This is a genomic window from Neorhizobium alkalisoli, assembly GCF_002968635.1.
GTDB classification, from domain to species: Bacteria; Pseudomonadota; Alphaproteobacteria; order Rhizobiales; family Rhizobiaceae; genus Neorhizobium; species Neorhizobium alkalisoli.
In genome coordinates this window covers 132844-156054 of the sequence record NZ_PVBN01000009.1, presented here as the reverse complement: position 1 = coordinate 156054, position 23211 = coordinate 132844, and the positions used below count along the sequence as shown (strand labels likewise).

The following is a 23211-nucleotide window of genomic DNA, read 5'->3' as shown; positions in this document are numbered from 1 at the left end:
GCACAGGAAACCGCGACAGATGAGCGATGCGTGGCGCTCCTATGAAAGCGCGCCGGAGCCCGGCGCACTCGTCTGTGCTTCCTCGCAGATCGGCGAGGGAGCTGCGCGCTGCCTGACCGTTGAGACAGAGAGAGGCGCATTTCCGCTTCTGGTAATGCGAAGGTCCGGCTGCGTGCAGGCTTTCGTCAATGCCTGTCCGCACCAGTATCTTCCGCTCGACTACCGCTCCGCCTCTGTTCTTTCCGCCGATGGTGCGCGGTTTCTGTGTTCGGCGCATGGAGCCGCCTTCGATGTGACGACCGGTGCGTGTCTTTCGGGTGATGCGGCAGAAGGGCTCGATCCGGTGCCGGTTACGGAAGATGCGAATGGCAATCTGCGGATCGGCGCTTAGATTGGGGACTCCGTCATGTAATATGCGAGGTACGAATGACAGACGCCGTCCTTTACGATTACTGGCGCTCGTCGGCCAGCTACCGGCTGCGTATCGCGCTCAATATGCTGGCCGAACCTTTTGTTACTGTACCTATCGACCTGCTCGCAAAGGCGCACAGGTCAGAAGAACATCTCAAACGCAATCCGCAGGGTCTGGTGCCTGTGCTTGAGATCGATGGGCAGAGCCTCACACAGTCACTGGCGGTGATCGAATATCTCGATGAAACGCGTGGAGGAGCCTTCCTGCCTGACGATCCCGTCGGGCGGCAAAGGGTGAGGGCGCTGTCCTATGTCATCGCCATGGAGATCCACCCGGTCTGCAATCTGCATGTCGTGGCGCATGTGATGTCTTTGACTGACGGCGCGGAAGAAACGCGTAAGGCCTGGATGCAGAAATTCATCCACAAGGGGCTTGGTGCGTTTGAAAAACTGCTGGATTCGCCGTCTACGGGATCGTTCTGCCATGGCGACCGCCCGACCATGGCCGACATCTGCCTCGTGCCCCAGATTTACAACGCGCGACGATGGGAGGTCGAGCTTTCCGGGTTCGGCAGGCTGGTGGAAATCGCCGACCGTTGCGCCCAGCTGCCGCCGTTTGCCGCGGCACACCCGGACAAGGCGGCGCGTTGACGACGCCGACCTCGGTCCGGTGGGGAAACCCTCAAGCAGAGCGTCAGTCGATCTTGCCGGTGAAGATATAGCCGACGCCGCGAACGGCCTTGATCAATTGAGGGTTGCTGGCATCCGCCTCGATCTTTCGGCGCAGGCGGACGATCTGCGCGTCGATGGTGCGATCAAAAGCTTCGAGCTGCCGCCCCCTGGTGGAATCCATCAGGAAGTCGCGCGTCAGCACCCGGCCCGCGTTCTGCAGGAAGGCCGCCAGCATGTCGAATTCACCGGTCGTCAGATCGACCTCGGCGCCCTCCGGCCCCAGCAGCTGTCGCCGGGAAAGATTGAGGCTCCAGCCTTCGAATCGGATGACTTTGTCTTCGTTCGTCTCCGGCTTGGAGACGCCCGGCTGGCGGCGCCTCAGGATCGATTTCAGCCGCGCATGCACCTCGCGCAGATGAAAGGGCTTGGCGATATAATCGTCGGCTCCGATCTCGATGCCGATGATCCGGTCCACCACATCGTCGCGTCCGGTCAGCATCATGATCGGCACATCCGATTGGCTTCTCACCTCGCGGGCGAGATCAAGACCGTCCTGCCCGCCCGGAAGCGAAAGATCGAGCAGGATGATGTCGATCTCTTTCTGCCGGAGCTGGCCCCTCATTTCGGTGCCGTCGCCGGCCGTGCTTACGAGATACCCTTCATCCTCGAAATACCGGATGAGCATCTGACGGATTCGGGGATCGTCATCGACGACGAGAATATGAGCGGGATTGGATGAAAGCAGGGCCATGAGCCTGTTACAGTCTGTTACCAAATCGAACCATGTTTCACCGGGCTAGCATTCGCGTGTTACCAGGATCCGGTCAACTGCATCTATCGAAAGACGGAGGCAGGGGCATGTTTCTCACCAGCAATCGCATTTATAAAGACGCGTTCGCAACAACAATTGACGATAGAGGCCCCAACTCCCTGCGCACGCTGTTTGCGAAGCAGCCGGCTGAGCATCTGACGCCCGGCCAAGCGCTGTTCTTCGAAGGCGATCAGGCGAAGCACGTTTTCGATGTGCTCGAAGGCACATTGCGCATCTATCGGATCATAGCGGACGGACGCCGCGTCATCACGGGTTTCCTCGATGCCGGAGACATCGTGGGTGTTTCCTTGAGAGGCAGCTATCTCTATAGCGCGGAGGCGATCACGCCCTCCAAGGTTCGCCGTCTCACCCGCAAGGCATTCGACGCGGCCGTGGCGGATTCGGCGGAACTTGGCCCGCGGGTGCTGGCCCATGTGTGCGACGAAATGGCCGCCGCCCAGGATCAGATGGTTCTTCTCTCCAGCAAGAATGCCGAGGAACGGGTCTGCAGTTTCCTCCAGAAGCGGTTGAAGCGGTCGCTTGCCGAAGGCGCCCTGCAGCGGATCATCGATTTGCCGATGACGCGTCAGGACATGGCGGACTATCTGGGGCTTACGATCGAGACGGTTTCCCGTACAATCACGAAACTGGCGGGCAAAGGAATCGTGGCTGCTGCCGGGCGGCATTCGCTGCGGATTACAAAGCCCTCCGCCCTTGCGCATCTCGCCGGAGATGGCGATGAATACGAAGATAACAGGCGGGATTTCGACGATCATGGTGAGCGTCGCCGCCACTAGCGGCATCACTCACGGAAGAAAAATGAGTTCGAATACGCATACCGACAGCACGACCGAAAAGGAACTCGATGCGGTCACCCGTCTTCTCGATGATGCGAACCTCATCGTTCATGGTCTGGATGGCGTCATCACCCGCTGGACCGCTGGATGCAGGAATCTTTACGGATGGACCGCCGAGGAAGCGATCGGAAAGGTGGTACAGGAGTTGCTGGAGACGGAATTTCCGGAGCCTCTGGATTCGATCCGGCAACAGGTTCTGGCCAAACATTCCTGGGAAGGTGAGGTTGTTCACCGGCACAAGAACGGCCAGCGGATTTTCGTCGCAACCCGCTGGGTTGCGCTCAACAGTGAGCAGGCCGTCATCATCCAGACCAATAACGACGTGACGGATATGCGGAGGGTGCAGACCGATCTTGCGGGGCGAGAGGCGCATCTGCGGTCGATCCTGGACACGGTGCCCGAAGCGATGGTCGTCATCGACGAAGCAGGCCTCATCTCCTCCTTCAGCACGGCTGCGGAGAGACTTTTCGGCTATTCGTCGGATGAAGTGTGCGGGCGCAACGTCAAGATGCTGATGCCCGAGCCGGACCGAGGTTCTCATGACGGCTATCTCGCTCGTTACCTTACGACGGGTGAACGCCGCATCATCGGATATGGCCGCGTGGTGGCAGGGCAACGGAAGGATGGGTCGGTATTTCCAATGGAACTTGCGGTGGGAGAGGCCAATACCAACGGAAAACGGATCTTCACGGGTTTCATCCGCGACCTCACGAGCCGTCACAAGATCGAAGAGGAGCTGCGACAGTCGCAGAAGATGGAAGCGATCGGCCAGCTTACGGGTGGCCTCGCGCACGACTTCAACAATCTTCTCACCGTCATCAGCGGCAATCTCGAGATGATCGAAAACAAGCTGGCGGATGAAAAACTGCTCGTGTTGCTACGCGAAGCTCAGGACGCTGCCGAGGATGGAGCCAAGCTGACCGGACAACTGCTGGCGTTCGGACGCCGTCAACCGCTCAACCCGAAGCTCGTCGACATCGGACAGCTGGTGACCAGTTTCTCGGACCTCCTGCGTCGCACGCTTGGGGAAATGATCGAGTTCCGGACCGTCGTAACGGGCGCTTCCAACGAGGCACTTGTCGATGCGTCCCAATTGCAGAACGCGCTTCTCAACCTCACGCTGAACGCGAGAGACGCGATGCCGCGGGGCGGCAAGCTGACGATCGAGATTTCCCGAGCGAAGCTCGATGTCGACTATGCCCAGATGTATCCCCATGTGCGGACCGGTGACTATGTCCTGATTTCGGTGACCGATACCGGCATGGGCATGAGCCCGGAAGTAAAGGAAAAGGCGTTCGAGCCTTTCTTTACGACGAAGGGAGTGGGATCGGGTACCGGCCTTGGCCTCAGCATGGTCTACGGCTTCGCCAAGCAGTCGGGCGGCAATATCCAGCTCTACAGCGAGCCGGGCCAGGGCACCAGCGTCAGGATTTTCCTGCACGCCGCCCAGAAGGAGGAGGTGGCGGCTTCGAACAACGAGGCCACCTCGCGTGCTGCGCCAATTCCCGGGGGTACCGAGAAAATCCTTGTGGTGGAGGACGATCCGCGGGTGCGTCGCGTCGCCGTTTCTCGACTGACCGATTTCGGCTATGAGGTCATCGAGGCTGCAAACGGTGCGGAAGCGCTTGAGCAGCTCGAGCGCCACGACGACATTGCGTTACTCTTTACCGATGTGGTCATGCCCGGCGGCATCACGGGCGACGAGCTTGCCCACAAGGTGCGGGCGGAGAGACCGGATATCAAGGTCCTGTTCACATCCGGCTATGCCGAGCCTGCCATCGCCGGCCGTGAGCTTGCCCAGTCAGGAAGCTGGCTCAAGAAGCCATATACGGCGAGGGAACTTGCGACGCGGCTCCGCCAGTTATTGGATTGAAGAGGCTCGCAGGCAGCCGGATCCCGAAGTGTTCGGCAGTCAACGACCAGCAAAAACCAGCCGGTGGAGCCAGCTTTGTCGGTAGTCGGCTATTCCCGGCAGATTTCCCCGGTGCGGTTCGGACGGGGCGCCAGCCGTCGAGGGCGCTCCGGCCAGGAGGGCGGCACCCTGACTCGTCCCAGTCGAGCCTGACAAGGCGATGACCTCTCGCGATGTGGCCGAGGCCAGAGCTTGGAGATAGGCGTGGTTCGAAGCAAACGGTCCTTCGACCAGAATGGGGCCTTGCGCGCCTATGAGGCCGAGGCAGGTCTCGGTCATGAGTGCGAGATAGAGGAAGGCCGCGGCCCAGCGCTCATCGGCCGATACCCCGGCGTCATTGAGCCATTGCCGCTCGCAGCCAGGAAACGGCCCGGACCCGGCGGCGATATTCGGCAGCAGCATCAGGCCGTTCTCGATGACTTGAGGCATGGCGGCCAGCGCCGCCTCTGGTGAGAGCCTGCCGAACTCCGATGTCAGCATCTCGAATTCGCGACCACCCATGAAACGGGACGAAGGGACGGGGCGTCCGTACGCATCCACGTTGGCGAGCGTGTCGCGGGCTGGATCGAGGTGGTCGAGATCGCCGCCGACGGCGAAGTTGATGACCCATGTGCCGGTCGAGACGACAGCAAAAGGCGGCTCGCGGCCGATCAGGTGCGGCAGCAGGGATGCGTTGGAATCGTGAATGCCGCAGTAGACCGGTACCTCCTCCGCAAGACCGATCTTCTGCGCGATCTCGGGCAGAACCGGTCCAAGCGTATCGAAGGCCGAGCGCACCGGCGCCATCAGTTCGCGGATACCAAGTTGGTCGACCAGCGAGGAAAAGGTCCCTTCGCGCGGGTTCCACAGGTCCGTATGGCAACCGAGCGAAGTCACCTCGTTTGCCGCGATGCCGGTCAACCGGAAGGCCCAGTATTGGGGATAGGTAAAGATCGTCCTGACGCGGGCGAAACTGTCCGGGAACGTCGTCTTCTGGTAATGGAGTTGTGCGCCGACGTTGAGCCCGCCGGAAAGAGCGGGCGAGAAGGTTTCGGAAAAAGGCGGCCGGATTGTCGCATAGGCGGTTTGCACGTCTTCCGGATACAGGTGCTCGTAGTCGAGCGCCGGAAGCGCAAGGGTTCCTTCCGCATCGAGCAGCACAGCGGACGCTCCATGCGTGGTGATGGAGATCGCGTCGAAGCCGGGCGTTTCCGCAAACGCCCTCAACGCGTCCATCGCAAAATTCCAAAGCGCGTCGGTATCGTAATGCGGGTAGGGCGGGCGGGCCAGAATCCGGTTCGGCGTCCGCTTTTCGGCGATCTCCTTGCCCGTCGCGCAATCGAGCACGACGACCTTGGCATTGGTCTTGCCGATATCGAGAACGGCGATCCTTTCAGGCTTGCTCATGGCAGATGGAAAACCGTTACCAGATCTTTGGCGACCGGCGAGTTATCCTGATTGGTCTCCATGATGTCGGCCATATGCGCCCACCACTTCTTCATAACGGGATGATCCGGCAGGCTCGCCATCCTGTGGTTCTGAGGACGGGTCAAGACGCCGAAAAGGATGTTGGTCTCGGGGTCGAGATGGATCGAATAGTCGCTGACACCTGCCTCGTGCAGCAGTTCGGCCAGTTCGGGCCAGATCTCGTCATGGCGCTTCAGATATTCCGCTTCCATCCCGGGGTTGAGCTTCATCTTGAACGCGTATTTTTCCAAGCTCATCGGTTCATTTCCTTGATGCGGCGGGCAATGATCGGCACGGCAATCGTAATGATCAGCAGCAGGCCGACGAAGATCGACATGACAATGCCCGGAACGTTCAGCAGCCCCAGCCCGAAGGTGACGAGCCCCATGACGAAGGCAGCGATGACGACGCCTGCGATCGTCCCGGCGCCGCCGAGGATGGAGACGCCGCCGAGCACGACCATGGTGACCACTTCGAGTTCCCAGCCCTGGGCGATCGAAGGGCGGGTCGAGCCGAGGCGCGACGTGAGGCAGACGGCGGCAACTCCCGCCATGAGACCCGTCAGCAGGAATAGAATGAATTTGACCCGCTCCACCGGGATGCCTGAAAAGCGTGCGGCAAATTCGTTGTTGCCGATCACATAGACCTGACGGCCGAAATTCGTGGCATGCAGAAGGATGGCGAAGGCTATTGCCAGCCCGATGAAGAGCACGAATTCAAAGGAGAAGACCCAAGCCACATAGCCCTGACCGAAATAGGCGAAACTTTCCGGATATTTGCCGTAGGCCTGATCGCCGAGCACGATATAGGAGATGCCGCGGAAAAGGCTCATCGTGCCGATCGTCACCACGATCGAGGGCAGGCGCAGGCCTGCAACGAGCAACCCGTTGAAGGCGCCGCAGAGAAGTCCGGTGCCGATGCCGATCATCACCAGCCCCGGGGTGCCGATGCCCATCTGTGCCGCAGCGCCCATGGCGGTCGAGGCGAGCGCGATGATTGCGGCCACGGAAAGATCGATCTCCCCGGCGATGACGAGCAGCGCCATGGCAAAGGCGATCATTGCCTTTTCGGTGAAATTGAAGGTCGCGTCGGAGAGATTCCAGGCGTTGAGGAAGTAGGGCGAGGCGAAGGAATTGAAGATGAAGATCAGGGCCGCGACGCCGAACAGCAGCACTTCCCAACTCGCCAGCATCCGGGAGGTTTTCGTTCCGAGCCGGTCGGGGATCACACGTTTCGTCGTTGCAACCTCGCTCATGCGGATACCTCGGGTGCTGCGCGGTCGCGCAGGATGATGCGGCCGGCCTTCTTCTCAGCGCGGGCGTTGAAGACGACGGCGAGCACAATGACGATCCCCGAAATCGCCATCTGGGCGAATGGCGAGATGCCGATGACCGGAAGCGCATTCTTGATGACGCCAAGGAAGAGCGAACCGAGCACGGCTCCGGCGACCGAGCCGATACCGCCGGCGATCGAAATGCCGCCGATGACGCAGGCTGCGACCGTATCGAGTTCGAAGCCGGCCGCGATATCCACGTAGGCAACCGCATAACGCGAGACCCAGAGATAGCTGGAGAGGCCAGCCAGCGCTCCCGACAGGACGAAGGCGAGGAAGCGCGTCCAGCCGATGTCGATGCCGGCATAGACGGCTGCGGTGGGGTTGCCGCCGGATGCATAGGCGGCGCGGCCGAAGGGCAGGCGCGTCAGCACGAACCAGGCGCCGAGCACGATGACGATTGCGATCCAGGAGAGGATCGGCAGGCCGAGCACCGGCGTCCGCGGGATATTGAGGAAGGAGGGGGTCATCTGATGGGCGTTGACCCAGCCGCCACCCGACAGCACGAAGGCCATGCCGCGATAGATGGTGAGGGTGCCGAGCGTCACGACAATCGGCGGGATCTGCAGCGCCCAGACGAGAAAGCCGTTGATTGCGCCGAGGAAAGCGCCGATGCCGATCGCCATCACGATCAGCAGTGCCAAAGGCAGGTCCGGATAGGCGGCGTTGGTCATGGCCACGGCCATGCCCGTAAAGGCGAGATTGGCGGCGACCGAAAGATCGATCGATTTCGTCAGGATCACCGTCATCTGGCCGAGCGCCAGGATGATCAGGATCGAGGTGTCGTTGAAGATGTTGGCAAGATTGCCCGGCGAGGCAAAGCCCGGCGCGCGGGTGGAAAAGCCGGCGACCATGATCGCAATGATGACGACCAGCAGGATTTCGCGGTTTTTCAGGAAGCGGTTCATCGGCTTCTCCTACTGGTTGCCGGTTGCGGCGCGTACGAGAACTTCGGCGCTGAGCCGCTCGCGTTCGAAGACGCCGGCGGCCAGACCTTCGCGCATCACCATCACCCGGTCCGACATGCCGAGGATCTCCGGCAGCTCGGAGGATACCATGATGATCGACAGACCTTCCGCCGCCAGTTCGCTGATGAAGCCGTGAACGGCAGCCTTGGAACCGATATCGATCCCCTTGGTCGGCTCGTCGAGGATGATGACCTTCGGTCGGGTGGCAAGCCATTTGCCGATGACGACCTTCTGCTGATTGCCGCCCGAGAGCGTGCCGACCGGCACCGAAAGGGCCGCTGCGCGAAGATCCAGCCGTTCGGCATATTTGCGGGCAAGCGCCAGTTCGTTCGCTGCCTTCAGGAAGCCCGAGCGCGAAGTCTTCTTCAGGGACGGGAGCGACATGTTCTGGAAGATCGGCATGGGCAGCGCCAGGCCGTGGCGGCCGCGCTCCTCGGGCACATAGACGATGCCCGCCCGGATTGCGTCGCTCGACGAGCGGATCTCGATCGGCTGTCCCTCGAGCGTCAGCCGGCCAGTAGAGGGGCGGGTAATGCCGAACAGCGATTGGCAGAGCTCGGAGCGGCCGGCACCGATCAGCCCGTAGACACCGAGGATTTCGCCGCGGCGCAGTTCAAAGGAAATGTCGCGGAATTCGGTCGGATGACTGTAGCCGTGGACGGCGAGTACCGGGGCGCCGATCTCCACCGTCACCTTCGGAAAGACGTCCTTGACGTCACGGCCGACCATCAGACGCACGATTTCGTCCTGCGGGGTGGTCTTCAGCTTGCCCTGGCCGACGGCCCGGCCGTCGCGAAAAACCACGAAGTTTTCGGCGATCTCGTAGACCTCGTCGAACTTGTGGCTGATGAAGAGGATCGCTTTGCCCTGGCGCTTCAGGCCTTCGACGATGCGAAAGAGATCGTCGATCTCCTTGCGGGAAAGGGCCGCGGTCGGCTCGTCCATGATGACGATACGCGCCTCGACGGACAGCGCGCGTGCGATCGCCACCAGATGCCGTTGGGCGATCGACAGATCACGCAGCCGGATCGTCGGATCGATCTCGCTTTCGAGCTGGTGCATGAGCGCTTTCGAGCGGCTGTTGATCTGCCGCCAGTCGATCGTGCCGAAGCGGGTGCGCGGCGCGTGCCCCAAAAAAATGTTCTCGCCGACAGTCAATTCGTCGAAGAGCACCGTTTCCTGGTGGATAGCGGTGACGCCGGCGTCGATTGCGGCCTGCGCGCTGGGAAAGGAAATCGGTTGATCATCGATCAGGATCTCGCCCTCGTTCGGGCGGTAGATGCCGGTCAGGATTTTGACGAGGGTCGATTTGCCGGCGCCGTTTTCACCGATCAGCGCCGTGACCTGGCCGGGATAGAGCCTGATGCTGACGCCATCCAGCGCTTTCACGCCGGGAAAGATCTGGCTGATGCCGCGCATTTCCAGGATCGGCGTTTCCGCGGCAAGCGGGGCCAAGTCGTTCGTTGGTGCGACAGCGTTCATCATCGATCAGCCAGTGAAATCTGAATAAAGTCCCGGCGGCCATTCGCGACCGCCGGAGGGAGGTGTTCAAAAGGATCAGAAGATCTTGGAGAACTCGTCGATGTTCTTGGCATTGTAGACGAAGGGGTCGGCCATCGCGGCTTCACCATTGTCGCCGACCTTGATCGAACCCATGCGGCCGGCCTTGATTTCGGAGCCCGGCTTGCCGTCCGTATCGCCCTTGACGATGTGGTAGGCGATCTGGGTCGCGGAATACCCGAGGTCGATCGGATTCCAGATGGCAAATTCCTTCGTTGCGCCGGACTTGATGGCGCCAGCCATTTCAGATGGCAGGCCGAGACCCGTTACATAGACCTGGCCGATCTTGCCGGCATCCTTGACGGCCTGCGAGGCGGCGAGCACGCCGACGGTCGTCGGAGCGACTATGACCTTCACGTTCGGCTGCGAGGTCAGGAGGCCCTGGGCTTCGCGATAGGACTTGTCGGCAAGGTCGTCGCCATAGACCGTGGTCGCCAGTTTCAGTCCCGGGAAATCCTTGAGCTGCTTCTTCATTTCGGCAATCCAGGTGTTCTGGTTCGTCGACGTGGTGGTGGCGGAGAGGATTGCGAAGTCACCCTTGCCGCCTTCCAGATGGTTTGCGGCGAGCTGCAGGCACATCTTGCCGATCAGTTCGTTGGATGACGGATTCAAGTGCATGATGCGGCCTTCCTTGGCCACGCCGGAATCCCAGGAAATTACCTTGATGCCGCGCTGGGCGGCCTTTTTCAGCGCCGGAACGACGGCATCCGGATCGTTGGCGGAGATGGCGATTGCATCCACGCCCTGCGCGATCAGCGAGTTGATCACCTCGATCTGGCCTTCGGCGGTGGTGGATGTCGGGCCGGTATAGATGACTTCGACGCCGCCGAGTTCCTTGGCGGCTTCCTGCGCGCCCTTGTTGGCCGCTTCGAAGAAGCCGTTGCCGAGCGATTTCACGACAAGCGCGATCTTCATGTCCGCCGCACTCGCCGCCGTCGTCATGGCGGCGAAGGCAAGTGCCACGCCGAGGGCTAGTTTCTTGGTTAGTTTCATTGTCAGTCCTCCCAGTTGAACAAGTTCATTTCCTCCCGCCGGATGCTTTCATGCGGCCGACGTGGAATCCTCCTCGGCCGGTGCCGCCGCAGCGGTGCCGGCTATGATCAGTTTGACGCCGGCGCCTTCGATCATTCGCGCGGCATCTTCGGATATGTCGTCATCGGTGATGACGGTGGTCACCCGTTCCAGCGGACAAAGGATGAGGCTCGATCGGCGCTGGAATTTGCTCGAATCCACCATCACGATCAGTTCTTCTGCCTGCTGCATCAGCTTCTGTTCGCTCTGGATCACCAGTGCGTCGGCTTCCATTACGCCCAGCGGGCCGACGCCCTGGGCGCCGATAAAGATGCGCCGGGCATAGAAATTGCGGATGGCGTCGTTTTCGAAGGGAGACAGGATCAGGCTCTGCTCGCGGTAGATCGCGCCGCCCGGCACTGTCACCGTGCTCTTTGAATGTTTGACGAGGTGTTCGGCGATGGCGAATGAATTGGTCATGACCTGGAGGCGGCGCGCCGACATGAAGTGCACCATCTGGAAGGTCGTCGTACCGCCATTGATAATGACGGAATCGCCTTCCTCGCAGAGTTCGACCGCGCGGCGGGCAATTGCGCGCTTCTTGTCGATATTGACCGATTCCGAAACACGGAAGGAACGGGCGGCCAGTTGGCCGATCTGCGGCGGATGCACCGCCTCGGCGCCGCCGCGCACGCGCCGGAGCTTGCCCTGAACGTGAAGCGCGGCAATGTCGCGCCGGATCGTCGCCTCGGATGCCTCGGTCAATTCGGCGACATCCTGCACCGTGATGACGGGCTTTTCCTGGATCGCGCTCAAAATGATGCGATGGCGTTCACGTTCGTGCATGGGCTCCTCCTGGGTTTCAATATTACTGGAAAATTTATGTTGTCAATCAGAAACGATCAAATTCGATTTTACTGCGCTGCACAATGAAAGTTTATGATCGTTTTTGATTGACAGCAGGCGGAGCAATGCGCGATATCCACGTTATGGGAGATGGTGGCCGGTCTGCCGCCATGAGCCGAAACACGTTGGGAGGAAAGCGATGTCGGGCCAAACCCGCCTTCTCGAAAACCGCTGGGACGATTCCTATGCAGCCAAACTCGATGAGCCGGGCAAGCTGCTCTATCGCTCAAATCTCCTCGGCGCCGACAAGCGCATCACCAATTACGGCGGCGGCAACACCTCTGCCAAGGTGATGGAAACGGACCCGCTGAGCGGCGAAAAGGTCCGCGTCATGTGGGTAAAGGGTTCCGGCGGCGATGTTGGGACGATCAAGCTCGATGGTTTCTCCACGCTTTATCTCGACAAGCTGGAAGCTCTGAAGGGCCTCTACAAGGGAGTGCAGGACGAAGATCGGATGGTCGGCTTCCTGCCGCATTGCACCTTCAACCTCAATCCGCGCGCCGCTTCGATCGATACGCCGCTGCATGGTTTCGTGCCCTATATGCATGTGGACCACATGCATCCGGATGCGATCATCGCGATCGCCGCGTCCAAAAATTCGAAGGAACTGACGAAGCAGATCTTCGGCGACGCGATCGGCTGGCTGCCCTGGCGCCGCCCGGGTTTCCAGCTGGGTCTCGACCTCGAAGCTCTCGTCAAGGCCAATCCGAACGCCAAGGGCGTGGTGCTGGAAAGCCATGGCCTGTTCACCTGGGCGAACGATGCCAAGGCCTGCTACGAACTGACCCTCGAAATCATCAACAAGGCAATCGAGTGGTTCTCGCAGCATACCGAGGGCAAGACGATCTTCGGCGGCGAGGTCCTGAAAAGCCTGCCCGCTCCAGAGCGTCGGGCGATCGCCGCAAAGCTCATGCCGGAAATCCGCGGCCGTATCGGCAAGGCGGAGCGCAAGCTCGGTCATTTCGATGATCAGGATGCGGTGCTGGAATTCGTCAACTCGAAGAACCTGAAGCCGCTCGGTGCTCTTGGAACGTCCTGCCCGGACCACTTTTTGCGCACCAAGATCCGCCCGCTGATCCTCGATTTCGATCCGGCCAAGCCGGACGTGGACGGCGTCATCGCGGCGCTGGACAAGGCGCTGGAAGACTATCGTGCCGACTACTCCCGCTACTACGAGACCTGCAAGCACGACAATTCTCCCAAGATGCGTGACCCGAATCCGGTCATCTTCCTCGTCCCCGGCGTTGGCATGCTGTCCTTTGCCCGCGACAAGGCGACCGCCCGCATCGCCGGCGAATTTTACGTCAACGCGATCAACGTGATGCGTGGAGCGTCTACCGTCTCCGAATACCAGGGCCTGCCGGAACAGGAGGCGTTCGATATCGAGTACTGGCTGCTCGAAGAAGCCAAACTGCAGCGCATGCCGAAGCCGAAGAGTCTTGCCGGGCAGGTGGCTTTCGTCACCGGGGGCGCCGGAGGCATCGGGCGGGCAACGGCGGCGCGGTTGATGGGTGAGGGCGCCTGCGTCGTGCTCGCCGATATCGACGGCGGAACACTCGACGCGACGAAAGCCGATTTCGAAAAATCCTTCGGCAAGGATGCGGTGCGCGGCGTGGTGCTTGATGTCACCAAGGAAGATGCCGTCATTACCGCATTTACCGAGGCGTGCGTCGAGTTCGGCGGCGTCGACATCCTCGTCTCGAACGCAGGGATCGCCTCTTCGGCGCCGGTCGAGGACACCACGCTTGCGATGTGGAGCAAGAATATCGACATCCTGGCGACCGGTTATTTCCTCGTGTCGCGCGAAGCTTTCCGGCTCTTCCGCCGCCAGAAGCTCGGCGGCAATGTCGTGTTCGTCGCATCCAAGAACGGACTTGCCTCTTCGCCGAACGCATCGGCCTATTGCACCGCCAAGGCAGCCGAAATCCATCTCGCGCGCTGCCTGGCGCTCGAAGGGGCGGAAGCCGGCATTCGCGTCAACACGGTCAATCCGGACGCGGTGCTGCGCGGCTCGAAGATCTGGAACGGCGAGTGGCGCGAGCAGCGCGCGGCCTCCTCGAAGATCGAGGTTTCCGATCTGGAGGAGCATTACCGCAAGCGCTCCATGCTGAAGCTCAACGTCTTCCCGGAAGACATCGCCGAGGCAATCTACTTCCTCGCTTCCGATGCATCCGCCAAGTCGACCGGCAATATCATCAATGTGGATGCCGGCAACGCGCAGAGCTTCACGCGTTAACAGCTTGTCCGCCCGCTTCCGGCTCTCCCAAGGCCGGCGGCGGGTGGACGCTTCGGGTGCATCAGGGGAGGAGATCGTCATGACAGATCTGAAGATTGCGGCCGACGTGGTTGCCGCGGAGAACGACAGGCGCGCGGGCGCGCTCAAATCCGATTACCAGGCGCTCGGCGAGAACCTGTCACGTCGCGGCATCGATATCGACACGATCACCGGTAAGGTTGCCGAATTTTTCGTTGCGGTCCCGTCCTGGGGTGTCGGCACCGGCGGGACACGATTTGCCCGCTTTCCGGGCCAGGGCGAACCCCGTGGGATCTTCGACAAGCTGGACGATTGCGCCGTCATCCATCAGCTGACCCAGGCAACGCCGACCGTTTCGCTTCATATCCCCTGGGACAAAGCGGATGCGAAGGAGCTGAAAGCCAAGGGCGACGCCCTGAGCCTAGGCTTCGATGCGATGAATTCCAACACCTTTTCCGACGCACCAGGGCAAGCCCAATCCTATAAATACGGCTCGCTCAGCCACACCAATGCCGCGACGCGCCAACAGGCGATCGAGCATAATCTCGAGTGCATCGAGATCGGCAAGGCGATCGGCTCCAAGGCGCTGACCGTCTGGATCGGCGACGGCTCGAATTTTCCGGGCCAGAGCAACTTCACCAAGAGCTTCGAGCGCTATCTCGCCGCCATGGCGGAGATCTACAAGGCGCTGCCGGACGACTGGCGGCTGTTCTCCGAACACAAGATGTACGAACCCGCCTTCTATTCGACCGTCGTGCAGGACTGGGGCACGAACTACCTGATCGCCAACACGCTCGGCCCGAAAGCCTTCTGCCTCGTCGACCTCGGGCATCATGCGCCGAACACCAATATCGAGATGATCGTCGCTCGCCTCATCCAGTTCGGCAAGCTCGGCGGTTTCCATTTCAACGACTCGAAATACGGTGACGACGACCTCGATGCGGGTGCCATCGAACCCTACCGGCTCTTCCTCGTCTTCAACGAGCTGGTGGACGCCGAACACCGCGGCGTCAAAGGTTTCCACCCGGCACATATGATCGACCAGTCGCACAACGTCACCGACCCGATCGAGAGCCTGATCTCAAGTGCCAACGAAATCCGCCGGGCCTATGCGCAGGCGTTGCTGGTCGACCGCGCGGCACTGGAGGGCTATCAGCAGGAGAACGATGCGCTGATGGCGTCGGAAACGTTGAAACGCGCCTATCGGACCGATGTCGAGCCGATCCTCGCCGAAGCGCGCCGTCGCGCGGGCGGGGCGGTCGATCCGGTGGCCACCTATCGTGCGAGCGGTTACCGCAAGAAGGTCGCGCTGGAACGGCCGGCCTCCGCTGCGGGCGGCGGCGGGATCATCTAAGGCACGATTTTACGGCTTGCTCGACCGGGCGGTAAGGGGCCGCCGGTCGCTACAGGCCGAAAGGATAGGTTTCCGGGACGCCCTCGTGCTTTTCCACCAGACCCAGCGGCGTAACCGGTGTTGTCCTGTCGAACCATACGAAAGCGTCGAACTGCTGTGGTAACGACGCGTACATGTAGTGGCTCAGGCGTTCGGTTTCCGGCCGATAGATCACGCCGATGAAGCGTTCGAGCCGGGGTTCCAGCAGTTGCTGCCGCAGTTCGGGATGTTTCGGCATATCGAGCAGAAAGCGCTTTTGCCGGGACATATGGAATAACCTCTCATAGCTGTCCTCCAGCGAGGGGCGAACGGTCTTCACTTCCATATCCCCGTCCCAGTCGGTGGCGGCCGCCACCTCTCCTTCATGGGTGCCGAAGCCGATGAGAGCGGCCGTATCGCCGAAGCGCCGGCGGCAGAGCTGGCCGATATTCACTTCTTGCCTGGATGTTCCCATGTCCGTATGGCGGGCGTCGCCGATGTGGGAGTTATGGGCCCAGACGACGGCCTTCGACTGCGGGCCGCGTGCGTGAAGCAACTGTTCGAGCGTCTCGAACATATGGGTATCACGCAGGTTCCAGGAATCCGCTCCGCCATAATACATGATGCGGTAGTAACGTTCGGCGGAAGCAATCAGCCGTGCATTCTGGGCTGCGTCGACGAGATCATCACCATCTTCCCCGGTGTGGTCGAACTGGCGCCCGAGCAGTTCCCGGCACTGGGCGACCACTGCTTTCTCGCATCTGTCATAACCTTCGATCAGCACCGCGCGGCCATAGGTGGAAGGTTCGTTCTGCCAGGGCGTCAGGCAGCCGTAGCGTTCTCTCGCCACCTTTGCGGCTTCTGGATCCGTCCGGTCGAGATAGGCAAGCACTGCCGCGATGGAGCCGCTCATGTTGTAGATGTCGAGACCGTAGAAGCCGACCCGGTTGCGCTGATCCGACACCGTGACGTTGTATCCATGAAGCCAGCCGATGAAGTCCGCGACTTCCAGGTTGCGCCACATCCATGTCGGGAAGCGCTGGAACGGAACTTCGCCCGACCTTCCGGGCCTATGTCGGACATAACGGTCGATCGCGGCGGCATCGGGCCAATCAGCTTCGCCGGCGACGATCGTAAAACCGTGCCGTTCGACGAGGCGGCGGGTGATTGCGGCGCGGGCGCGGTAAAACTCCGATGTACCGTGGCTGGCCTCGCCGAGAAGTATCACGCGCCGATCGCCGAAACGGTCGAACAGTGCCCCGAACGCGGGGTCGTCGAAGTCAGGAAGAGGTTCGGCAGCGTCTGCGATCAATTCGGGAAGAGGTTTTTGGATCTGCCTCGGTTTCCGATACCCTTCGCGCCAACCGTATTCGCCGATGAGCGGAACGAAGCGAACGCCGCCCAAGTCCTCTTCCTCGAAGGTTTCGGCGCTTATCCGGGTCACGCGGACCAGCTGCTGATGGCCTTCGGAACCGACCGGCATGATCAGGCGACCTCCTAGTTCCAACTGCTCTTTGAGCGCCGGCGGCACTGACGGCCCGCCGGCTGCTACCAGAATTGCATCGAACGGCGCGGCTTCCGGCCAGCCTTTTGTCCCGTCATCCACCCTGGTTGCGATGTTGCCGAGCCCCAGACGGCGGAACCGGCGTCTGGCCTGTTCTCCAAGGCTGCAATATCGTTCAATGGTGTAAACGTGATCGGCGATGCGGCTGAGAACGGCTGCGGCATAACCCGAGCCCGTGCCGACTTCGAGCACGACATCGCCCGACCCAATCCGTGCCCGCTCAATCATCAGCGCGACGATGTAGGGCTGCGAGATGGTCTGCCCTTCGCCGATTGCAAGCGGTGTATCCTCGTAGGCGAACTCCTCCAAGCCGCTCTCGACGAAGGTTTCGCGCGGGACCTCGCGAAAAGCCTTGAGCAGCTTCGGATCGTTGAGCCCCCGACGCGCAATTTGCGCCTCTATCATGCGCTCACGAGCGTATTCGAAGTCCTGCATGGCATTCGTCCCGCAAACCTCATCCCCGCTGTAAGCCAAACTACCGCAGGAGAAAGTGGTTTCAGGAAATGTCGTTTTTGGTTTCCAAAAAGTTCTCACGGCCTGCGCCTTCTGGTCGGACGGTCGTTCCGCTCAGACGCAGGTTGTTTTGCAGCGATATTTCAATGGCATGGCAGCAGGAAAGGAACGAGAAGGAGGGCTCTTGGCGCCGAAAAAGGGCATTCGGTGCGGCGCGGTTTCCAGCCCTCAGGGCGGCCGATCAGGCGCACGAAACGGGCGTAAGTTAATCTCTCGTTGATTAAGGCGACCTAATATTGGCGAGGCAGGCCAACCTGCTGTTTGTACAGAGTCACGCCGGTCAAGAATGCAGAGCCTCCGCACCCGATCGTCTCGGTCCGCACTTCTCCTCGTCGCAGCCGTGACGAGTTTTTTTGTTCTCGTCGGGTCAGTGCTCGCGTTTCTCGTCGCCGTCGCGGTGCGAGACATGACAGAAGCAGCCACGACGATCGACGACGCGCGGGCGTCGCACGCTGCCTCGGCGGCGGTGGAAGCTTTCCAAAGCCGGTTGCGGGCGACCGTCAGGGACAACGCGGTCTGGGACGACGCCTTCAGAGCCATGGCGTCGGACAACGCGCAGGAATGGTCCTATGAGAACTGGGGGAGCACGACCGAGGATTACCCTCTCTACGATATTGCCGTTGTTCTTCATGCCGATGGAAGCGTACTGGATGCTCACAAGAAGGGTGAGGAATTCGATCCGCTTGAATATTTCGGTTCGGCACTTCCCGATCTAGCAAGGAAGGCAGCGCAGTCAGGTCAGGAGCCGATCAGCGGATTCGTGAAGACGGTCGACGGCCTTGTTTTATTCGGCGCTGGCGCGATCCAGCCTTACGAACAGACGCCGGACGTGCCGCAGGCATTCAATACCCTGATTTTTGCAAAGATATTGAACGCGGAGGCAGTCGCGGAAATCTCCAAGACTTTTGATCTCGGCGGATTGTTTGTCGTGGACCTTCCACATCTCCCAGCCCTCAACACGCCTCTGCCCGACATCGACGGAAAGGCCGTATCTTACCTGGAATGGCCGAGCCGGGATCCGGGCTCCAGGATCTATTATGAGGTCAAAGCCTATCTGGTGGCCGCCGGCCTGCTTCTGTCGGCCTTCTTCGTCGCCATTGTGACGACGGGGTTGATCTCCGCCCGCGGCTTCAAACGGCGCGCCCGGGAGGTGCATCACCGGGCGATCCATGACCCGCTGAGCGGGCTTCTCAATCGCGCAGGGTTCCTGGAGGAGGTCGAGCGGCGGCTTGCCGACAAGGAGGAGGTCGAGCTTCACCTGCTCGATCTCGATGGTTTCAAGGAAGTCAACGATGCATGGGGACATGCAGTCGGCGATGAACTCATCAGGCTCGTCGCAGCGCGAGTGGCCGCTCTGCTTCCTGCGGGCGCATCCTTTTCTCGCCTCGGAGGCGACGAGTTCGCAATTGCCGCGACCGGGGATGATACCGGGGAGCTATGTGCTTCCATACTTGAAGCCTTGAGCCGACCATTCGGGATAGGCGGCAGAACGATCGAGATTGGTGTGAGCATCGGCATCGTCGCCACGGACGCAAGCGCCACCGATCCGCTCGAATTCATCCGACGCGCAGACGTTGCCTTGTACCGGGCCAAGGAAAATGGCCGAGCACAGGCGGTCGCTTATCATGCGGAGCTCGATCTGGAACGGGAAAATCGCAGCCAGTTCGAAGCGAAGCTGCGCACGGCAATTGCCTCCAACAGCATCCGTCCGGTCTATCAGCCACTCGTGGATGCAGCCACCCAGGAATGGAGAGGGGTCGAAGTCCTTGCCCGATGGACGGCGGAAACCGGCCCCATCAGCCCCGAGATTTTCATTCCGATCGCCGAGCGTGCCGGCCTGATCGACGAACTGGGGCTGCTTATCCTCGCATCGGCGATCGACGAGGTCGGCGCGTGGCAGGATATCGCCATCTCCGTCAATGCCTCGCCGATCCAGCTCAGAAATCCGAATTTTGCGGCAAACGTCATCGCCTTGCTCGAGGCGAAGTCGTTCGATCCGAAACGGCTTACGCTTGAAATTACCGAAGGCGTTCTGATGGCCAATCCCGAACAGGCCAAGCGTTCGATTGCCAGCCTGAAGGCGGTTGGCGTCAAGTTCGCTCTCGACGATTTCGGTTGCGGTTACGCCAGTATCGGGGCCTTGCGCGAATTCGGCTTCGATCGGATGAAGATCGACCGGTCTCTCGTGAAGGCGATCGACAGCGAGCGGGGAGCGCAGATTCTCACCGCGACCATTCTGCTTGCCAACGCTCTCGACATTCCGGTGACGGCCGAGGGGGTGGAAACACCCGCTCAGGCCAAAGCTCTGTACCTTTCCGGCTGCGATCAACTGCAGGGGCATCTCGTGGGAAAACCCATGGAAGCGGTCGAGATCCAGAAGAAGCTTCTGGCCCGCGCAGCCTGAGCTCCCGTTTCCAAGCAATTCCGCGTTTCCTTTGATGACGGAACTCTGAGGGTGCCCGTTTGTTATCCTTGTCTCAAGGAGACATCAACATGGGTATGACTACACCAAAACCAGGCGCTCCTGGCACTACAGACCAATCGCCGCGCTGGGAAGGCCCGCAGGAAAGCAGGCCCCGCGGCTACATGCCGGCGAAAGACGATCCCGATCACGATCGCGATGCGCTTGGGGAGAACAATCAGGATCCTTCCCGAGAAAAGGTATCCGATGCCGGCAAGACAAAGGGAGACTGAGATGACGAAGAATCATCCCGGCACCGGTCCGGAAGCCGACGCAAAGGGGCAGTTCGCCAAGTCCCAGGGTGATCGCAAGAGCAGCGGCGTGCACAGCGCCAAGCCCACCGTCATCACCGGTTCGGAGGACGCGACTGCGCACCGCAATCCGCCGGGCACAAAACGGGCTGCAAACGATTTCGATCCGAATTTCGATCCGGCGGAAACGAACGAGGGTAACTTCCGCGGCTCGCGTTAAGCCTGCGAACACAGCTGGTGTCTCAGCGCTTGGCGGCGCTGAGTTCGACCCGTTCCTCGCTTGGGGCGCCAGAGGATCGATGATCGGCGGAGCGGACCTGCAAGCTCTCCGCAAAAGCCATCATCAGCGGGCCGACGCCCTTGATGTCATCGGCGCGTAGTTCCTCCGAAAGATAGTATTCCACCGTTCCATCGCGGTAACGGCCGTTGAAGCCCCCCAGACCCGCGACGCAGCAGATATTCTGCAGCCTCGACGTTCCGGTCTCATCGGTGCGCAATTCGTGTTTGACAAGGGATAGGAGGCTCCGCGCTCCGGCATCAGCAAAAGCCACCGAGCCGCCAAGCCGCGCAAGCTTCTGCAGAAAATAAGCGAACATCGCCGTGGCGGAGCTTTCCGCATAGTTTCCCTTGGCGTCCGGCCGGTCGATGACCTGCAGCCAGCGATGATCCGGGGTTTGCAACGAAAGCACGCGGGAGGCGAGGGCCGAGGCCCGGAGCATCAGATCCTGCCGTGCCGCGCCGGGCGGAAGGCTTTCGATGATGTCGACGAAGGCCATGGCCAGCCAGCCGATCGACCGGGCCCAGTGAGCAGGGGACAACCCGCTTTGCGGGTCCGCCCAAGACTGTTCGCGCGACTCGTCATAACCATGCCGGTAGAGTGCCGCGTCGCGGTCATAGGTCAGGTCCAGCGCGGTCGAAAATTGCTGCAGAGCCTCCTCAAGCATATTCGGCCGGGAGGCGGCGCGCGCATATTCGATCTTGAAAGGCAGAGCCATGTAGAGACCGTCCAGCCAGATCTGATGCGGGTAGCGGAGTTTGTGCCAATAGACGGCGCTGCCGGTGCGCGGATGGGTATCGAGCTGCCTTGCCAGAGGAGCGGCGGCATCGAGCCAGGCGTCATCGCCGGTGAGCTCGTAAAGGAAGACGAGGGTGCGGCCGGGAAGAATGTTGTCGATGTTGAACTCGTCGAGCTCGTAGCCGACCAACCGGCCCTGCGCATCGATCTGACCGCGGACGAGCCGCGTGACATGGTCGAGCCAGTGCCTGTCGCCGGTGGCCTGATAAAGCGTGATGAGACCGCGATAGAGGCATCCGTCTTCATAACACCAGGCGCCGCCTTTGTAATATTCGTATCTTCGGGCGTAATCGTCGAAATAGGTCTGAAGCATGGGTTTCAGTCTTGTGCTGGATGAATCGAAGCCGGCGAAAGCATCGCAAGGCGGCTGAAAAGCGTGTTTTCCGCTATGATGCCGGCGTGACGGAGGGGTGTGAGAAGGCAGGCCATTTCCGGCACTTCCGGCTCCGCATCGGGCGTGAAGGAAACCGTGTAGTTTTCGAAGGTAATGTCGTGGATGGAGGCTTCCGGCAGCCCGTAGAACACGGCAGCAGCGGTCCGAGCGCCCGAGACCGTGACGTTCTTCACCGAGATCGACCGGATGTTCGGCGTCTCGTCGGAAACCGGCAACGGAACGCGGGACTGGACATAGTCGGACCGCCCGTCGGCATCGCAGAAATAAAACGAGTTGACCGCCACCGGCGTGGCGACGTCCTCCATTAGGCTATCGGCAAGCCGGATATCGGACACCGTGCCGCCGCGCCCTCTGCGGGTCTTGATCCTCAGTCCCCGATCGGTCCCTCTGAAGTGGCAGTTCGCAATCTGGATGTCGCGGACGCCGGCGCTCATTTCGCTGCCGATGACCACGGCGCCATGGCCACGCTCCATCAGGCAATTGGAGATCTTTACGCGCTCCGTCGGCCGATCAGGCCCGCCGTTCGGGCTGCGCTTGCCCGCCTTTATGGCGACGCAGTCGTCCCCGACAGAAATATGAAGGCCGGCAAGGCGGATATCGGAACAGCTTTCCGGATTGAACCCATCCGTATTGGGCGAATCCGGATCGTTCTGGATCGTGAGATTCGCCGCGAGCAATCGGCTGCAAAGCACCGGATGCACCGTCCATGACGGTGAATTGCGGATGTTGAGGCCAGAGAGAGTGATGTCTTCACATGCCGAGAGGAAAATGGTGCGCGCGCGTCTGGCTCCCTGTCGCGTCTCCTTCGGCCAGGACCACCAGTCGCCGCGATCACCGCCGCCGTCGATGATGCCTTTGCCGCTGATACGGATGTTGCGGCAGTCGATCGCGTTGATCAGGCTGGCATAACAGGCCTCCGCCACACCTTCCCAGGTGCCGAGCACGCGGCCGTCGGGATGGCGGGCGGGCAGAACGGGAAAGGCTTCGCGGTCCGCGATCGCAGCCAGTTCGGCTCCTTCGTCCAGCAGCAGCGTCATGTCACTCTTGAGGAAAACAGGACCGCTCAGCCAGCGTCCGGGCGGTATCCGAAGCGTCCCTTCGGAGGGGAGCGCGTCGATTGCCGCCTGGATCGCTTCGGCGTTATCCGGTGAATCGACCGAAGCACCGAAACCGCTGATGTCGGCGAGAGCCGTTTCCTTCGCCGTCGTGAAGTCGAGCCGGGCTGCACCGATCTGGAGGGAAAGATGGCTGCCCGGCTCGAGTTCAGTGACTGTAAAGACGACGCGACGCGTCGTCCCCTCGGCCACGATACCGCCATCGGCACTCCGAACGTCCCAGGCGAACGAAGCGTCACGTTCAAAAAGATACCTTTCGGCATCGACGCTGAAGGTCGCACTGCGTGATCCGGTCGTCAGAAGTTCGATGGCGGCAATCGTCACG

General features: G+C 61.0%; 20 protein-coding genes. 9 read left to right on the top strand and 11 right to left on the bottom strand.

Annotation, left to right across the window (positions count from 1 at the left end; translation table 11 throughout):
* Positions 1–19 precede the first annotated feature (19 nt).
* On the top strand, positions 20–391 hold the full coding sequence (locus C5L13_RS19565; protein WP_105384940.1) for a Rieske (2Fe-2S) protein: 372 nt from the start codon (positions 20–22) through the stop codon (positions 389–391).
* 35 nt (positions 392–426) lie between these two features.
* Positions 427–1062, top strand: coding sequence for a maleylacetoacetate isomerase (maiA, locus tag C5L13_RS19560; RefSeq protein ID WP_105384939.1), 636 nt, complete (start codon positions 427–429; stop codon positions 1060–1062).
* A gap of 43 nt (positions 1063–1105) precedes the next feature.
* Here the strand turns inward: maiA and C5L13_RS19555 are convergent, their stop codons facing one another.
* Positions 1106–1834, bottom strand: coding sequence for a response regulator (locus tag C5L13_RS19555; RefSeq protein ID WP_105384938.1), 729 nt, complete (start codon positions 1832–1834; stop codon positions 1106–1108).
* Between the two features lie 107 nt (positions 1835–1941).
* Here C5L13_RS19555 and C5L13_RS19550 point away from each other — a divergent pair, with 107 nt between their 5' ends.
* Positions 1942–2691 (top strand): Crp/Fnr family transcriptional regulator, encoded by a 750-nt coding sequence (locus C5L13_RS19550; protein WP_105384937.1) that lies wholly within the window; start codon positions 1942–1944, stop codon positions 2689–2691.
* 22 nt (positions 2692–2713) lie between these two features.
* Positions 2714–4624, top strand: coding sequence for a hybrid sensor histidine kinase/response regulator (locus C5L13_RS19545; protein ID WP_105384936.1), 1911 nt, complete (start codon positions 2714–2716; stop codon positions 4622–4624).
* 39 nt (positions 4625–4663) lie between these two features.
* Here C5L13_RS19545 and C5L13_RS19540 read toward each other — a convergent pair whose 3' ends face one another.
* The 7 genes from C5L13_RS19540 to C5L13_RS19510 form a co-directional block, all read right to left on the bottom strand.
* On the bottom strand, positions 4664–6049 hold the full coding sequence (locus C5L13_RS19540; RefSeq protein ID WP_105384935.1) for an FGGY-family carbohydrate kinase: 1386 nt from the start codon (positions 6047–6049) through the stop codon (positions 4664–4666).
* Positions 6046–6366, bottom strand: a complete 321-nt coding sequence (gene rhaM / locus C5L13_RS19535; protein ID WP_105384934.1) for an L-rhamnose mutarotase — start codon at positions 6364–6366, stop codon at positions 6046–6048. The genes C5L13_RS19540 and rhaM overlap by 4 nt, the downstream gene beginning before the upstream one ends.
* On the bottom strand, positions 6363–7364 hold the full coding sequence (locus C5L13_RS19530) for an ABC transporter permease (RefSeq protein WP_105384933.1): 1002 nt from the start codon (positions 7362–7364) through the stop codon (positions 6363–6365). Before C5L13_RS19530 ends, rhaM begins: the two co-directional genes overlap by 4 nt.
* On the bottom strand, positions 7361–8350 hold the full coding sequence (locus C5L13_RS19525; RefSeq protein WP_105384932.1) for an ABC transporter permease: 990 nt from the start codon (positions 8348–8350) through the stop codon (positions 7361–7363). Before C5L13_RS19525 ends, C5L13_RS19530 begins: the two co-directional genes overlap by 4 nt.
* Before the next feature lie 9 nt (positions 8351–8359).
* The gene (locus C5L13_RS19520) at positions 8360–9895 is read right to left on the bottom strand and encodes a sugar ABC transporter ATP-binding protein (RefSeq protein ID WP_105384931.1); all 1536 of its coding nucleotides are present in this window, start codon (positions 9893–9895) and stop codon (positions 8360–8362) included.
* A 72-nt stretch (positions 9896–9967) separates the two neighbouring features.
* The gene (gene rhaS, locus C5L13_RS19515; RefSeq protein ID WP_105384930.1) at positions 9968–10963 is read right to left on the bottom strand and encodes a rhamnose ABC transporter substrate-binding protein; all 996 of its coding nucleotides are present in this window, start codon (positions 10961–10963) and stop codon (positions 9968–9970) included.
* 48 nt (positions 10964–11011) lie between these two features.
* Positions 11012–11827, bottom strand: a complete 816-nt coding sequence (locus tag C5L13_RS19510; RefSeq protein WP_105384929.1) for a DeoR/GlpR family DNA-binding transcription regulator — start codon at positions 11825–11827, stop codon at positions 11012–11014.
* A 199-nt stretch (positions 11828–12026) separates the two neighbouring features.
* Here C5L13_RS19510 and C5L13_RS19505 point away from each other — a divergent pair, with 199 nt between their 5' ends.
* Both C5L13_RS19505 and rhaI read left to right on the top strand, forming a co-directional pair.
* Positions 12027–14123, top strand: coding sequence for a bifunctional rhamnulose-1-phosphate aldolase/short-chain dehydrogenase (locus tag C5L13_RS19505; protein WP_105384928.1), 2097 nt, complete (start codon positions 12027–12029; stop codon positions 14121–14123).
* A gap of 79 nt (positions 14124–14202) precedes the next feature.
* Positions 14203–15495: an L-rhamnose catabolism isomerase gene (gene rhaI, locus C5L13_RS19500; RefSeq protein WP_105384927.1), complete on the top strand. Its 1293-nt coding sequence runs from the start codon at positions 14203–14205 to the stop codon at positions 15493–15495.
* Positions 15496–15544: 49 nt separating this feature from the next.
* Here rhaI and C5L13_RS19495 read toward each other — a convergent pair whose 3' ends face one another.
* Positions 15545–17512, bottom strand: coding sequence for a protein-L-isoaspartate(D-aspartate) O-methyltransferase (locus C5L13_RS19495; protein WP_105384926.1), 1968 nt, complete (start codon positions 17510–17512; stop codon positions 15545–15547).
* A gap of 364 nt (positions 17513–17876) precedes the next feature.
* On the opposite strand from C5L13_RS19495, the gene C5L13_RS19490 reads away from it, so the two are divergent.
* The 3 genes from C5L13_RS19490 to C5L13_RS19480 all read left to right on the top strand — a co-directional run bounded on the left by C5L13_RS19490 (position 17877) and on the right by C5L13_RS19480 (position 20522).
* The gene (locus C5L13_RS19490; protein ID WP_105384925.1) at positions 17877–19994 is read left to right on the top strand and encodes a bifunctional diguanylate cyclase/phosphodiesterase; all 2118 of its coding nucleotides are present in this window, start codon (positions 17877–17879) and stop codon (positions 19992–19994) included.
* A 95-nt stretch (positions 19995–20089) separates the two neighbouring features.
* Positions 20090–20284 carry a hypothetical protein gene (locus tag C5L13_RS19485; RefSeq protein ID WP_105385043.1) on the top strand — a complete coding sequence of 65 codons (195 nt, stop codon included), beginning with the start codon at positions 20090–20092 and terminating at the stop codon, positions 20282–20284.
* 1 nt (position 20285) lies between these two features.
* The gene (locus tag C5L13_RS19480) at positions 20286–20522 is read left to right on the top strand and encodes a hypothetical protein (RefSeq protein ID WP_105384924.1); all 237 of its coding nucleotides are present in this window, start codon (positions 20286–20288) and stop codon (positions 20520–20522) included.
* Between the two features lie 22 nt (positions 20523–20544).
* Here C5L13_RS19480 and C5L13_RS19475 read toward each other — a convergent pair whose 3' ends face one another.
* Together C5L13_RS19475 and pglA are read right to left on the bottom strand one after the other, a co-directional pair.
* Positions 20545–21690: a glycoside hydrolase family 88/105 protein gene (locus tag C5L13_RS19475; RefSeq protein ID WP_105384923.1), complete on the bottom strand. Its 1146-nt coding sequence runs from the start codon at positions 21688–21690 to the stop codon at positions 20545–20547.
* 5 nt (positions 21691–21695) lie between these two features.
* A complete protein-coding gene (gene pglA, locus C5L13_RS19470; RefSeq protein ID WP_105384922.1) occupies positions 21696–23210 on the bottom strand; it encodes a polygalacturonase PglA in 1515 nt (504 codons plus the stop codon).
* Position 23211: the final 1 nt, after the last annotated feature.

Coding starts and splice junctions, on each gene's coding strand:
- C5L13_RS19565 (WP_105384940.1), top strand. CDS start 20: ATGAGCGATGCGTGGCGCTCCTATGAAAGCGCGCCGGAGCCCGGCGCA.
- maiA (WP_105384939.1), top strand. CDS start 427: ATGACAGACGCCGTCCTTTACGATTACTGGCGCTCGTCGGCCAGCTAC.
- C5L13_RS19555 (WP_105384938.1), bottom strand. CDS start 1,834: ATGGCCCTGCTTTCATCCAATCCCGCTCATATTCTCGTCGTCGATGAC.
- C5L13_RS19550 (WP_105384937.1), top strand. CDS start 1,942: ATGTTTCTCACCAGCAATCGCATTTATAAAGACGCGTTCGCAACAACA.
- C5L13_RS19545 (WP_105384936.1), top strand. CDS start 2,714: ATGAGTTCGAATACGCATACCGACAGCACGACCGAAAAGGAACTCGAT.
- C5L13_RS19540 (WP_105384935.1), bottom strand. CDS start 6,049: ATGAGCAAGCCTGAAAGGATCGCCGTTCTCGATATCGGCAAGACCAAT.
- rhaM (WP_105384934.1), bottom strand. CDS start 6,366: ATGAGCTTGGAAAAATACGCGTTCAAGATGAAGCTCAACCCCGGGATG.
- C5L13_RS19530 (WP_105384933.1), bottom strand. CDS start 7,364: ATGAGCGAGGTTGCAACGACGAAACGTGTGATCCCCGACCGGCTCGGA.
- C5L13_RS19525 (WP_105384932.1), bottom strand. CDS start 8,350: ATGAACCGCTTCCTGAAAAACCGCGAAATCCTGCTGGTCGTCATCATT.
- C5L13_RS19520 (WP_105384931.1), bottom strand. CDS start 9,895: ATGATGAACGCTGTCGCACCAACGAACGACTTGGCCCCGCTTGCCGCG.
- rhaS (WP_105384930.1), bottom strand. CDS start 10,963: ATGAAACTAACCAAGAAACTAGCCCTCGGCGTGGCACTTGCCTTCGCC.
- C5L13_RS19510 (WP_105384929.1), bottom strand. CDS start 11,827: ATGCACGAACGTGAACGCCATCGCATCATTTTGAGCGCGATCCAGGAA.
- C5L13_RS19505 (WP_105384928.1), top strand. CDS start 12,027: ATGTCGGGCCAAACCCGCCTTCTCGAAAACCGCTGGGACGATTCCTAT.
- rhaI (WP_105384927.1), top strand. CDS start 14,203: ATGACAGATCTGAAGATTGCGGCCGACGTGGTTGCCGCGGAGAACGAC.
- C5L13_RS19495 (WP_105384926.1), bottom strand. CDS start 17,512: ATGCAGGACTTCGAATACGCTCGTGAGCGCATGATAGAGGCGCAAATT.
- C5L13_RS19490 (WP_105384925.1), top strand. CDS start 17,877: ATGCAGAGCCTCCGCACCCGATCGTCTCGGTCCGCACTTCTCCTCGTC.
- C5L13_RS19485 (WP_105385043.1), top strand. CDS start 20,090: ATGACTACACCAAAACCAGGCGCTCCTGGCACTACAGACCAATCGCCG.
- C5L13_RS19480 (WP_105384924.1), top strand. CDS start 20,286: ATGACGAAGAATCATCCCGGCACCGGTCCGGAAGCCGACGCAAAGGGG.
- C5L13_RS19475 (WP_105384923.1), bottom strand. CDS start 21,690: ATGCTTCAGACCTATTTCGACGATTACGCCCGAAGATACGAATATTAC.